The sequence below is a fragment of the Alcanivorax sp. genome, from assembly GCF_040119285.1.
Taxonomy (GTDB): domain Bacteria; phylum Pseudomonadota; class Gammaproteobacteria; order Pseudomonadales; family Alcanivoracaceae; genus Alcanivorax.
On the sequence record NZ_JBEDTY010000029.1, the window covers coordinates 38,925 to 51,089 of the forward strand.

Annotated in this window: 13 protein-coding genes; 12 read left to right on the forward strand and 1 reads right to left on the reverse strand. The window is 55.6% G+C overall.

The genetic code is table 11. The features are described from left to right. Positions 1-511 precede the first annotated feature (511 nt). From rpoE to ABNH10_RS07295, 12 genes are all read left to right on the forward strand, one after another. Positions 512-1,096 (forward strand): RNA polymerase sigma factor RpoE, encoded by a 585-nt coding sequence (gene rpoE, locus ABNH10_RS07240; protein WP_011588920.1) that lies wholly within the window; start codon positions 512-514, stop codon positions 1,094-1,096. A 4-nt stretch (positions 1,097-1,100) separates the two neighbouring features. Beyond that, complete coding sequence (locus tag ABNH10_RS07245) at positions 1,101-1,679, forward strand: sigma-E factor negative regulatory protein (RefSeq protein WP_349385300.1); 579 nt, start codon at positions 1,101-1,103, stop codon at positions 1,677-1,679. Between the two features lie 3 nt (positions 1,680-1,682). Further along, the gene (locus ABNH10_RS07250; RefSeq protein WP_349385301.1) at positions 1,683-2,663 is read left to right on the forward strand and encodes a MucB/RseB C-terminal domain-containing protein; all 981 of its coding nucleotides are present in this window, start codon (positions 1,683-1,685) and stop codon (positions 2,661-2,663) included. After that, positions 2,663-3,133, forward strand: a complete 471-nt coding sequence (locus ABNH10_RS07255) for a SoxR reducing system RseC family protein (protein ID WP_349385302.1) — start codon at positions 2,663-2,665, stop codon at positions 3,131-3,133. The genes ABNH10_RS07250 and ABNH10_RS07255 overlap by 1 nt, the downstream gene beginning before the upstream one ends. A gap of 40 nt (positions 3,134-3,173) precedes the next feature. Further along, positions 3,174-4,625, forward strand: coding sequence for a DegQ family serine endoprotease (locus tag ABNH10_RS07260; protein WP_349385303.1), 1,452 nt, complete (start codon positions 3,174-3,176; stop codon positions 4,623-4,625). A 228-nt stretch (positions 4,626-4,853) separates the two neighbouring features. Beyond that, complete coding sequence (gene lepA, locus ABNH10_RS07265; RefSeq protein WP_011588915.1) at positions 4,854-6,653, forward strand: translation elongation factor 4; 1,800 nt, start codon at positions 4,854-4,856, stop codon at positions 6,651-6,653. Between the two features lie 87 nt (positions 6,654-6,740). Further along, the gene (gene lepB / locus ABNH10_RS07270) at positions 6,741-7,532 is read left to right on the forward strand and encodes a signal peptidase I (protein ID WP_349385304.1); all 792 of its coding nucleotides are present in this window, start codon (positions 6,741-6,743) and stop codon (positions 7,530-7,532) included. Between the two features lie 35 nt (positions 7,533-7,567). Further along, a complete protein-coding gene (locus tag ABNH10_RS07275; RefSeq protein WP_349385305.1) occupies positions 7,568-7,918 on the forward strand; it encodes a DUF4845 domain-containing protein in 351 nt (116 codons plus the stop codon). After that, positions 7,915-8,601 (forward strand): ribonuclease III, encoded by a 687-nt coding sequence (gene rnc, locus ABNH10_RS07280; RefSeq protein WP_349385306.1) that lies wholly within the window; start codon positions 7,915-7,917, stop codon positions 8,599-8,601. The genes ABNH10_RS07275 and rnc overlap by 4 nt, the downstream gene beginning before the upstream one ends. After that, complete coding sequence (era, locus tag ABNH10_RS07285; protein ID WP_349385307.1) at positions 8,594-9,526, forward strand: GTPase Era; 933 nt, start codon at positions 8,594-8,596, stop codon at positions 9,524-9,526. Before rnc ends, era begins: the two co-directional genes overlap by 8 nt. 212 nt (positions 9,527-9,738) lie before the next feature. After that, positions 9,739-10,407 (forward strand): DNA repair protein RecO, encoded by a 669-nt coding sequence (recO, locus tag ABNH10_RS07290; RefSeq protein ID WP_349385308.1) that lies wholly within the window; start codon positions 9,739-9,741, stop codon positions 10,405-10,407. Positions 10,408-10,637: 230 nt separating this feature from the next. Continuing rightward, positions 10,638-11,645: an LLM class flavin-dependent oxidoreductase gene (locus tag ABNH10_RS07295; protein WP_502877120.1), complete on the forward strand. Its 1,008-nt coding sequence runs from the start codon at positions 10,638-10,640 to the stop codon at positions 11,643-11,645. 257 nt (positions 11,646-11,902) lie between these two features. Here ABNH10_RS07295 and ABNH10_RS07300 read toward each other — a convergent pair whose 3' ends face one another. Then, complete coding sequence (locus ABNH10_RS07300; protein ID WP_349385310.1) at positions 11,903-12,082, reverse strand: hypothetical protein; 180 nt, start codon at positions 12,080-12,082, stop codon at positions 11,903-11,905. Positions 12,083-12,165: the final 83 nt, after the last annotated feature.

The following is a 12,165-nucleotide window of genomic DNA, read 5'->3' on the forward strand; positions in this document are numbered from 1 at the left end:
TAGACATGGGAGGCCATGCGGTATGGCATGAGCGGTGGCCAGTATAGCGGTGAATCCGCTCCTGGCTAAATGACCAAACTTGGACGTTTCTAAAAAATTTCTTATGTGCTCAGCGTGGCCTGAAGTGTGCAGCTGTTGAGTCTTGCCTTGATGGGCAGGGTGGCTCCCTTTTCTGGAAGGGGGAGTGATCTGGTGCATTATCCCCGCAATTGGCTCGCCAGCGCATGCTCTGCATTATTCGATAACGCCATAGCCTTGGCTGGCCCGGATTCATTAGATTACTTCAAATTACCGCCCGGGAACCATTTGCGGGCACCTCTGTCCTATAACCGGTTGTCTCGTCGCCCTTGCGTCACCATGTAATTGTTCAAGCAATGTGAAAAGGTGGCGAAATCGCCTTCCTGCTGTAGCCGCCGCTCGACCAGCTGCTACAATGGCGCGTTTTACAGGCTGCTTGATCGTCAGGCAGTCATGGTTATTTTACGCGTTTCGCGATAGATCCGGGGGATCGGTGTCAGACGAAGAGTTGGTCAAGAAAGCCAAAGCCGGCGATCAGCGCGCATTCGAGGTGTTGGTACGAAAGTATCAGCAGCGCCTTTTTGCGTTGATTAGCCGTTATGTGCGTGACCAGGACGAGGTTCAAGATGTTGCCCAAGAAGCCTTTATCAAGGCTTGGCGCGCGCTGCCCCGATTCCGTGGAGACAGCGCCTTTTATACCTGGCTTTATCGTATCGCGGTCAATACCGCTAAAAATCATTTGGTGTCTGCCAGCCGGCGTCCACCGGGCTCTGATTTGGATGCTGCTGAAGCCGAGCAGTACGCTGGTGCAGAAATGCTGCATGAGATTGGAACCCCGGAGTCCCTCGTGTTGTCAGAGGAACTGGAGGCGGTAATCCATGCAGCAATCAATGAGCTGCCTCAAGAGTTGAAGACTGCGGTAACCCTGCGTGAATTCGAGGGCCTCAGCTATGAGGATATTGCGGTCGTTATGGAATGCCCGGTGGGCACAGTTCGGTCTCGGATCTTTCGGGCCAGGGAAGCAATTGATACAGCTGTCCGTCCGCTTTTGGGCTCACAGCGCGGCGATAAAGGGTGAGAGTATGAACAGGGATTTGGAAACGCTGTCCGCGTTCCTAGACGGTGAAACCAGCGAGCTGGAAACCCGCCGGGTAATGCGTGATATCGACAATAGCGAGCTGGAGACGCTGGCCCGTTGGCAGTTGGCCAGCGATATTATGCACAACCAAGCTTCCATGGCCGTTCCGGCGGGCTTTAATGTCAGCCTCACTGCCGCGTTAGCGGAAGAAGTGCTCCCTGCGCGCCGCCCTGCATGGTTGGGCGGCATGGCACGCTTGGCGGTAGCGGCTTCGGTGGCGGCGGCCACGGTGGTCGGCTGGCAGACTTGGGAAGGTGGCCAGTCGGTGAACAGCATGGCTGCGCCGGCGTTGACTGCTGCAGCCCCGGACAACCGCATCAGCCGCCCGTTCGGCGAGACCTCCCTGGTATCTCAGACCTTTACAGCCAATACGGCAAGTAACCCTGCTGCGGTGCCGGCTGCCCAGCCCCGTGTGAACAGCATGTTGCTGCGCCATAGCGATTTCGCAGCACGTCATAGTGGCCAGGGCATGATGCCCTTTGCCCGCCTGGTAAGCATGGATGCCCGCCACGGGGCACGCTAGCGGATGATGTTGCGAGCTCTTGCCTTTTTTCTGACTCTCTGCTCGCCGGCTCTGGCGCTGTCCGAAGTGGCGTTGGCGGATACATCGCCAGCGCAGGATCAGCTCCAGTCGATGGCTCAGGCTAATCGATCCCTTAATTACACCGGTCGTTTCCTTTATCAGTTCGGTGCGGAAGTCAGCACCATGGAAGTAAGACATGCCATCATTGGTGGTCGCGAATTTCAACGACTGACCCATCTTGATGGTCGATTGGTCGAGGTATTGCGCCGCGGTGATGAAGTGGTGTGTCTGCACCCGAACGGCACGCTTACCCGCATTAACCGCAAGCACGCCGGGCCATTGGCGTTGGGTGACCGTATCGCCCGCGATGTGCCCGCCCAGTACAACATTCTTGTGGATGGGGATGGCCGCGTTGCTGGCCGAGCGGCCACGCGCATGCGTGTGGCGCCGCTGGACACCCATCGCTACGGTTATCGGTTGTGGCTGGATAATGACAGTAACCTGTTGTTGAAGTCCGAAGTCGTTGATGGCAGTGGGGTGGCGCTTGAGCGGGTGGAGTTTGTCACTCTGACGTTAGCTGCGCCGCTCAGCGAACAAGATTTTTCGATCCCTGAAACCGTGAAAGGACGTGATCTGACACCACTGGCGGATTCTCATCCCTCTCACCGATTATCAGTGGAAGCGCAATGGATGCCGTCGGGCTTTACCTCCGTGGAGCAGGATTGGCGACAGGGCGGCTCCGATCGCGAACCGGTGGCTGCGCAGGGTTACAGTGATGGCTTGGCGGCTTTCACCGTCTTTGTGGAAGCGGTGCGTGAGAGCTCTGTGGAAGAGGGTGTGAGTCGTGTCGGCCCGACGGTGGCAGTCAGTCGCCGTCTGACTGCTCCCAGCGGGGCCTATCTAGTCACCCTGGTGGGTGAGGTGCCGCAAAAGACCGCAGAACGGGTAATTGAAGGTATCCGTGTGCGAGATAGCCAACCCTGATGCTGGAAGAGCAAGGGGTTGTTGTGGCGGTGGAGCCTGGGGCGATCTGGGTGGAAACCGTGCGTGCTTCCACTTGCGGTGCCTGCAAGGCAAAAGCCGGCTGCGGGCATCATCTCATTAATGAACAGCAATCCGGCCAACGCGCTCGTCTGCGCGTTCCTTCTCAAGATTCTCACCAGGTTGGCGATACTGTAAACGTGGCCTTGCCAGAGGGCGCGCTGATGCGTGGTGCGCTGTGGGTATACGGCTTGCCGTTGGCGTTGTTGTTTGCCGGCGCCCTGCTGGGGGAGGCTGTGCCCATTGAGATAGTTGATGCCTCTGCTTTACTGGGGATGGCGGGGCTGTTTCTCGGTTTTGCAATCAACCGTGTCATGAGCCGACAGACGGGGCATACTCAGGCGTATCAGCCACGGGTCGTTCCTTCTGCGGATAGCTGCCAGGCCGTGGTGATTCAGCCAGCATCGCAATAGTGAGGCCATGAAAAAGGCCGCCTGATAAAAGGAGACTTCAATGGAACGAGGATATCGTCGTTTCGCAGCAGTGTGGCTTGTCATCTTGAGCGCTGTACTGACAGCTTGCTCCGACCCTTCTTCTGAATCGTCTTCTACCCGCGCAGAACCGCTTGTTTCGGGCCTGCCTGATTTTACCCAGTTAGTCGAGAAGGAAGGCCCGGCGGTAGTGAATATCAGCACCGTTACCCACCGAGAGGCATCGTCTGCTACAGATAAACTCAAACAGTTACCTGAGCTGTTCAAACATTTTTTTGAACAGTTTGGCGGTGAGGGTGAAATGCCGTCGTTGCCAGAGCAGGGGGACACTCGTTCGCTGGGCTCCGGGTTCATCATTTCTGCTGATGGTTATGTACTGACCAATAACCATGTGGTGGCGGAAGCAGATGAAATTATGGTGCGCCTGCAAGATCGCCGTGAATTGCCTGCCACGTTGGTAGGGGCAGATGAGCAGAGCGATCTGGCATTGTTGAAAGTAGATGAAGGGAATTTGCCGGTGGTGAATATCGGCTCCTCAGCTGACCTGAAAGTGGGCGAATGGGTATTGGCCATTGGGGCTCCATTCGGTTTCGACAGCAGCGTTACTGCAGGGATTGTTAGTGCCAAGGGCCGCAGTTTGCCCAGTGATACCTATGTGCCTTTCATACAAACCGATGTGGCGATTAACCCCGGCAACAGTGGAGGGCCGTTATTTAACCTGAGCGGTGAAGTGGTTGGGATCAATTCGCAGATATTCAGCCGTTCCGGTGGATATATGGGCGTGAGTTTTGCCATCCCGGTGGATATGGCCATGGATGTGGTCAGTCAGTTGAAAGATGGCGGCAAGGTTAGCCGGGGCTGGTTAGGTGTGTTGATTCAGGAAGTGGACCGGGATCTGGCAGAATCGTTTGGCTTGGATTCACCCCGTGGCGCGCTAGTGTCTCAGGTGCTTGAGGGCTCTCCGGCTGAAGCTGCCGGGGTGGAACCTGGTGACGTGATCATTCGCTTTAATGGTGAAACGATTTATCGCTCTTCTGAGTTGCCCCGTTGGGTGGGCCGAGTGAGGCCGGAATCAGACGTGGATATGGTGGTTGTCCGTGATGGTGAAGAGAAAACCTTGCCGGTAACGATCGGCTTGTTGCCGGATAATCCTGAAATGGCCTTAAGCAGTGGTGCTCAGAAGGGTGAGAATGCCGCGGGTGCCAAGTTGGGGCTAACCGTGCGGAAGGCTTCGGCGTCGGAATTGAGCCACCTGGATTTGAAGGCCGGTGTGGTGATTACTCAGGTTTCAAAGGGGCCGGCTCATAAGGCCGGGCTGCAGGTAGGCGATATTCTGGTCACCCTGCACGGCTCTCCGATCAATAGCGCCGCTGATTTAGCTGAGGCCGCGGCGGATTTGCCGGAAGAAGGTACTGTGGCGGCATTGGTCAATCGTGATGGCGCCCCTCGCTTCTTGGCGCTTAAGCTGCCATAACCCCTTTTTTGGAGCCCACTGTAGGGTTTTTTGGCGCACCGGACGGTGCGCCGTGCAACTCCCCCCCGATATCCGCTAGAATCGCGGCCCATTGTTTGTCGTTTTGAGTATTACGGTGTGTTGTCCGGCGCAGGGTCGGGCAGCAGGACGGCTGTTTCTGTCACTCGGGTTTGAGAATCCGGGGCAGGGAAGGCCGGTGCGGCAACGACTTTTTGTTCAACAGGCCTTATGACTGACATCAAGAATATTCGCAACTTTTCCATTATTGCCCATATCGACCATGGCAAATCGACCCTGGCGGACCGTTTTATTCAGGTTTGCGGCGGCCTCAGCGAGCGTGAGCTGAAAGAGCAGGTGCTTGATTCCATGGAGTTGGAGCGGGAAAGAGGCATTACCATCAAGGCCCAGAGTGTGACCCTGCACTATACGGCCCGTGATGGCGAAACCTACCAGCTGAACTTTATTGATACCCCTGGCCATGTGGATTTCTCCTATGAGGTGTCCCGCTCCCTGTCGGCCTGTGAAGGGGCGTTGTTGGTAGTGGATGCCGCCCAGGGCGTTGAAGCCCAGTCGGTGGCTAACTGTTACACCGCCATAGAGCAAGATCTGGAAGTGTTGGCGGTTCTGAACAAAATTGACTTGCCCCAAGCTGAACCTGAAATGGTGATCAATGAGATCGAGGAAATTATCGGTCTGGATGCCCATGACGCTTGTCGGGTGTCGGCGAAGACCGGCGTTGGCATTGATGACCTGCTTGAGCAGTTGGTAGAGCGTATCCCCGCCCCTGAAGGGAAGCGCGAGTCGGACTTGCAGGCCCTGATTATCGATTCTTGGTTCGATAATTACATGGGTGTGATCTCGTTGGTTCGGGTGAAAGAAGGACGCCTGAAGAAGGGCGACAAAATTTTGGTGAAATCCACCGGCCAGACTCACGTGGTTGATAGCTTGGGTATCTTTACGCCGAAGCGTACCGAGACCAAATTGCTGGAAGCCGGTGAAGTGGGCTGGGTGAGCGGCAGCATCAAGGATATTCATGGCGCACCGGTGGGTGACACCCTGACTTTGGCGAAAACCCCGAACGTGGCCGCCCTGCCTGGCTTTAAAAATGTGAAACCGCAGGTTTATGCCGGCATGTTCCCGGTGAGTGCGGATGATTATGAAGATTTCCGTGACGCCCTGGCCAAGCTAACACTTAATGACGCCTCCCTGTTCTACGAACCGGAAACGTCCGATGCGTTGGGCTTCGGTTTTCGGGTGGGTTTTCTGGGCATGTTGCACATGGAAATCATCCAAGAGCGATTGGAGCGTGAATACGATCTGGATTTGATTACCACCGCGCCTACGGTGGTATATGAATTGGCGTTGGTATCCGGTGACATTCTGCATGTGGACAACCCGTCTAAACTGCCTGAAGGCAGCAAGATAGAAGAATTCCGTGAACCGATTGCGCGGGTAAACATCCTGGTGCCCCAGGAATTCGTGGGCAATGTGATCACGCTGTGCGTTGAGCGCCGCGGCGCGCAGATCAACATGCAGTACTTGGGCAAGCAGGTGGCGCTGACCTACGACATTCCCATGGCCGAAGTGGTGTTGGATTTCTTCGATCGAATTAAGTCGGTGAGCCGGGGCTTCGCCTCCATGGACTACGCGTTCGAGCGTTTTGAGGCGACCAAGCTGGTGCGGGTGGATGTGTTGATCAACGGCGACAAAGTGGATGCGCTAGCGATGATCTGCCACTTAGATCAATCTGCTTACCGGGGCCGGGCCCTGTGTGAAAAGATGAAAGAATTGGTGCCACGACAAATGTTCGATGTGGCCATTCAAGCTGCCATTGGTAGCAAGATTATCGCGCGCCAGACGGTAAAAGCCCTGCGTAAGAACGTGACCGCGAAATGTTATGGCGGCGACGTATCTCGTAAGAAAAAACTGCTGCAGAAGCAGAAAGAAGGCAAGAAGCGAATGAAGCAGGTGGGCAACGTGGAAATTCCCCAGGAAGCGTTCCTGGCTGTGCTCAAAGTGGATGATTAATTGATAAACGCCTGACGTTAGAGGCTGGACGTAAAACCACAAGGCGTCCAGCTGTTGCCTGCTGCGACTCTTTAATGGAGATTTCTGTTGGATATTGATATCGGTTTCTGGTTGACCCTGGCACTGGCCATTACGGTGATTGTCTGGCTGATAGACAAGGCGCTTAAGCTGAAGAGTAAGGGCGGCCCGGTGGGCAGTGTGGTGGAAACCTCCAACTCACTGATATCCGTGTTTTTTGTGGTGCTAGTGATCCGTTCGTTTATTGTTGAACCTTTTACCATCCCCTCGGGCTCCATGCTGCCAACGCTGCAGGTGAATGATTTTATTCTGGTCAACAAGTTTGCCTATGGGCTCCGTTTGCCGGTGACCAATACCAAGATCATTGAAACCACTGAGCCGGAACGCGGTGATGTGATGGTGTTCAAGTTTCCCGGCAACCGAAAGCAGAACTTCATCAAACGGGTGGTGGGTTTGCCGGGTGATACGGTTCAGGTGAAAGACAACGTGTTGACCGTGAATGGCGAGATTATCGATCGTGATTTAGTGAACGAGTGGGTTGGCCCGGGCGTATGGCGCAAGCAATATGTGGAACAGCTGGGTAATGCTAGCCACTTGATTTGGCAGGAAGGCAAAACCAACGCCTACACTGGCCGGCAAATGCCGCAGACGCAGAGCCAGGGTGAGTGGACGGTGCCGGCGGATGCCTACTTTGTGATGGGCGACAACCGGGATAACAGTAACGACAGCCGATTCTGGGGTATAGTCCCTGAGGGGCTGGTCGTGGGGGAAGCATTTATGATCTGGATGCACTGGAAGCCGATTTTCTCCCTGCCCAGTTTTTCTCGTAATGGCGCCATTGATAAGGTGGAGGCAAACTAAAAATGATGACAACAAGGCCCTCACAGCAACGCGGGATGTCACTACTTAGCTGGGCAGTCGTGCTCATCGTTGTGGCTATCTTGGGGACAGCTGCGTTCCGTATGGTTCCGGCTTATATGGAACACAATACGATTTCGACCACCATCCGTTCATTGCTGCAAGACAGCAAAACGGCGTTGATGTCTCCGCGTGAAATTCGCGACGGACTCAGCAAGCGGTTCACCATCAACCAGGTCAATGTGATCCGTGTTGATGACCTGAGTATCGTTAAGGAAGGCGGCGTTTTGGCCGTGTCCACAGACTATGAAGTGCGTGAACCGATGTTCTACAACGTAAGCATCGTGATGACCTTCAAAGACGAGTTCAAAAAAGACGTTCGCCAGTGAACGGTGACCTTAACAGGCTGATGGCCCGTCTGGGCTATCAGTTTCAGGATATCTCCCTTCTTGAGTTGGCGCTGACACATCGTAGTGTTAGCCGCCACCGTAATTACGAACGGCTGGAGTTTCTTGGTGATGCTCAACTCGGGCAGATCATTTCCGTTGCCCTGTTTGAGCAGTTCCCGAAAGCTGCTGAAGGGCAGCTAACCCGAATGCGTGCGTCTCTGGTGCGTGGCCAGACGTTGGCGCTGGTGGCCCGGGAGTTGGGTTTGGGTGAGTATCTGGTGCTGGGGGGCGGGGAGTTGAAAAGCGGCGGTTTTCGTCGTGATTCCACACTGGCTGATGCATTGGAGTCGATTATTGGCGCCATGTTGCTGGATGGCGGAGAGCCCCGCTGCCGCGAGGTGGTGTTGGCCTGGTTTGCGCCGCGCCTCGAGGCCATTTCCCCCCAGAGTGCCCAGAAAGATGCCAAGACCCGTTTGCAGGAATGGCTGCAGGCGCGCAAATTTGAATTACCGACCTATGAGGTGACCCAGGTAGAAGGCCTGGCACCGAAACAGACCTTCGATGTGCAGTGCTCCCTGGATCAGGTGCAGCAGATATTTATCGCCCAGGGCGCGAGCCGCCGTAAGGCCGAGCAAGAGGCGGCAAGCTTGGCGCTTGAATGGCTGGAGCAGCAGTATGACTGATACCCTCTCTTCCCAACCGGATAATGCCCAGGCTACCCGCTGTGGCATGGTGTCTATTGTTGGGCGCCCCAATGTGGGTAAATCCACGCTGATGAACCACTTGATCGGCCAGAAAGTCAGCATTACCTCGCGCAAGCCGCAAACAACCCGTCACCGGATTCACGGTATTCTCAGCCGCGATAAGTACCAGATTGTGTTTGCGGACACTCCGGGGATTCATACCGGCCAAGAAAAGGCGTTGAACCGTGCCATGAATGAGGCCGCGGTATCGACCCTGTTTGGGGTGGATGTGATCTGCATGATGGTGGATGCTCTGAAGTGGACGCCGGCGGACGAGCATGTGTTGTCCTTATTGCCGGAAAAGGATGAGGTGCCGGTGTTGTTGATCATTAACAAGGTCGACAATGTGGACGACAAGGCGGTCTTGCTGCCGCATATACAAACTTTGAGTGAGCGTTACCCCTTTGACGCGGTGATCCCGGTATCTGCGCTGCGTGAACAGAATTTGGTAGAGCTGGAAAAAGCCTTGGTTGATCGCCTGCCAGAAGGAGACTTCTGGTACGAGGAAGATCAGCTGACCGACCGCAGCCTGCGGTTTATGGTGGCGGAGATCATTCGTGAAAAGGTGGTCCGCCAGCTGGGGCAGGAAGTGCCTCATCAGGTGAGTGTGGAAGTGGAGTTGTGGGAAGATGGACCCCGCGTCACTGAAATTTCTGCCGCCATTCTGGTGGAACGCCGTGGCCAGAAAAAAATTCTTATTGGCGACAAAGGCGAGCGAATCAAGCAGATCGGCATTCAAGCCCGCGAAGATATCGAACGTCTGATTGAGCGCAAAGTGATGCTTAACCTGTGGGTGAAAATTAAGGCGGGCTGGTCTGATGATGCCCGTGCATTGCGCTCGCTTGGTTATGACGAACGTAATTGAGCGCCAAACAACACGTTATAACGCGCAGACTTGTCTTCCCGAGCTGAATAAACTTTGATTTCTGCGCTGCAAGGGTGGGTTTTCATCCTGGGGGCGCGGTGCTGGCAGCGCTTTATTTCAATATGAGCGCGGCTATCGCCTGAGAGGAGCCGCTCTTTTTGGGCGTCGCGTTGTCGCTTGCCGCTTGAAGTCTGCCGTGTGAAGCTATTTCCATGACCGCTACCCTGCAAGCCGCTTGGCTGATTCATCGGCGGCCTTTCCGCAATACCAGCCTGACGGTGGACCTGTTCTTGCCGGAGCTTGGGCGTGTTGGTGCGGTGGTGCGCGGTGGACGTAAGGACCCCCTATTGGCTCCGTTTACGCCTTTGTGGGTGGAGCTGAAGCCCTCCGGTGACCTGTATTCCCTGCGGGCCTGTGAACCACGGGGGAGTCGAGTGTTGCTGCGCGGCAAGGCGCTTTACTGTGGCTTCTACCTTAATGAGTTGCTCACCCGGCTGCTGCATCGGGATGATCCCAATCCCGCGATTTGGCCATTATACGAGCAGGCTTTGTCTGATTTGCTAACCGATACCGCGTTGGATATTACCCTGCGGCAATTTGAGTTGGCGGCGTTAGAGGAAATTGGTTACGGGGTATCCTTGGAGCTGGATGTTCAGGGCGATGAGGTGGAACCGGACGCCTGCTATCAGCTAAACCCGGAGCAGGGGCTCGTACGAGTAGAAACCGGGCCAAGCTATCAGGGGGCAGATTTGTTGGCCATTTGCCAAGGGGATTGGCATCCCGCTGCTCGCAAGGCAGCCTTACATTTGTGCCGGCATCTGCTGGCCCCTCACTTGGGCAAACGTCCCTTGAAAAGCCGCGAGCTGTTTCGGGGGAAATGAGTTGCAAGTTGAATGGCTCGAGAAAGCAGGAGGGAGGAATGTTCATCCCTTTCCCATGAAGACCGGGCGAAAAGGTTTTCGAGAGCAGTAATTTGTTCGCGTCGTTCCCGCTCCCTAACCCACCACACGATAGTAAGTATAAATACTGCCTAGCGTATTTGCTTTTGCGCTGTTGACTTGAAACTCCAGTTTTGAACACCATTCATAACGCTAGCGTTATGGGAGCATAGATTTTGTCTGCAAAAGTACCCTTTTCATTATTAGAGCTGGCCTCCGTTCGCGAAGGCGACACGATTGGTCAAACATTGGCTAATAGTGTGGCCTATGCACGCCATGCCGAATCGCTGGGGTTTCAGCGGTTTTGGTTGGCGGAGCACCACAATATGCAGGGGATCAGCAGTGCTGCTACTTCGGTGCTGATCGGGCATATTGCCGGGGCGACTGAGTCCATTCGGGTAGGGTCCGGGGGGGTGATGCTGCCCAACCATCCTCCGCTGGTGATCGCCGAGCAGTTTGGCACGCTGGAAATTCTGTACCCCGATCGCATTGATCTGGGACTGGGACGGGCACCGGGGACCGATCCAATGACCAGCCGTGCCTTGCGTCGTGAAGGCCTCGGGGCTGAGCAGTTCCCTCATGATGTGGCTGAGTTGCAGCGCTTGCTGGGGCCACTGGATGCGTCACGGGCGGTCAATGCGATTCCTGGTGCTGGCACTGCGGTGCCGATCTGGTTACTAGGGTCCAGTTTGTACAGCGCCCAGTTGGCGGCGCAGCGGGGTTTGCCTTATGCGTTTGCCGGGCATTTTGCGCCGCGACTGTACCGTGAAGCGTTGCGTACCTATCGAGAGCAGTTTCAGCCCTCTGCCCAACTTGATAAGCCTTACGCCATGTTGACGGTGCCGGCGGTACCGGCGGATTCCGACGAGGAGGCTCATTATCTGGCTACTACCAGTTATCAACGCATTCTTGCCCTGTTCCGTGGACAGCCGCTGTGGATGAAGCCGCCGGTACATAGCATGGAGGGATTGTGGAACCCACAAGAGGAAGCAGGGGTAAAAGATTTCTTGGGTTTGCAGTTGCAGGGAACGGCAGCCTCCATACAGGGGCAGCTGGATCAGTTGCTTGATTCCGTGGAGGTAGATGAGCTGATGGTGACAGTGGATCTTCATGACCCCGCGACGCGACGACATGCGCTGGAGGTTTTGGCGTCGTTGGCACAGTTTAAGGCGATGGGATAGTCGCTTTTATAGATAAAGATTAAAAGCGTTATCCCCGACCCTGGAAGCGCCTCAGGCTAAGTATCAGAGTAAATAAGCTCGTGAAAATTAAGACACTTCCTCCATCGTCGCCACTGCCGCCAGTCGCCGTGCTACCGGCGGCGTTCAAGGGCGAGTGGTTGCTCAATGTCACCGCGACGCTGGCCTGGAAGCGGCTGCTGGTCGTTGGACGGTGGATAGAGCCAGATCAGGATTGTCAGAGAAGACGATTTCATGAATCAGCTATCGGTACGGCGGCGGTAGTGGTTTTCGTCTGCACTGGCGGTGAGTGTTAGCGTCACCTGCTGATCGGTTCCGCTGCTGTCAGTGATGTCCAGGTTACCCGTGCGGGACGCACTCGCGGCCAAGTTGCCGCTAACCAGGCGTGGGCTGGGGGCATCGGCAGCCTGTGTGAGCATGCTTAAACCGAGCAAGGGGCTGGCGAACAGGGTTACAAAAACGGCGCGAAGGGGCTTGAGGCTGCCTTGTCGTTGTTTGGGCC

What these genes read in the sequence shown, in the direction of transcription:
- recO (WP_349385308.1), top strand. Translation starts at nt 9,739, where the DNA reads ATGACCGCTACCCTGCAAGCCGCTTGGCTGATTCATCGGCGGCCTTTC.
- ABNH10_RS07300 (WP_349385310.1), bottom strand. Translation starts at nt 12,082, where the DNA reads ATGCTCACACAGGCTGCCGATGCCCCCAGCCCACGCCTGGTTAGCGGC.
- ABNH10_RS07250 (WP_349385301.1), top strand. Translation starts at nt 1,683, where the DNA reads ATGATGTTGCGAGCTCTTGCCTTTTTTCTGACTCTCTGCTCGCCGGCT.
- ABNH10_RS07260 (WP_349385303.1), top strand. Translation starts at nt 3,174, where the DNA reads ATGGAACGAGGATATCGTCGTTTCGCAGCAGTGTGGCTTGTCATCTTG.
- ABNH10_RS07245 (WP_349385300.1), top strand. Translation starts at nt 1,101, where the DNA reads ATGAACAGGGATTTGGAAACGCTGTCCGCGTTCCTAGACGGTGAAACC.
- era (WP_349385307.1), top strand. Translation starts at nt 8,594, where the DNA reads ATGACTGATACCCTCTCTTCCCAACCGGATAATGCCCAGGCTACCCGC.
- ABNH10_RS07255 (WP_349385302.1), top strand. Translation starts at nt 2,663, where the DNA reads ATGCTGGAAGAGCAAGGGGTTGTTGTGGCGGTGGAGCCTGGGGCGATC.
- lepA (WP_011588915.1), top strand. Translation starts at nt 4,854, where the DNA reads ATGACTGACATCAAGAATATTCGCAACTTTTCCATTATTGCCCATATC.
- ABNH10_RS07275 (WP_349385305.1), top strand. Translation starts at nt 7,568, where the DNA reads ATGTCACTACTTAGCTGGGCAGTCGTGCTCATCGTTGTGGCTATCTTG.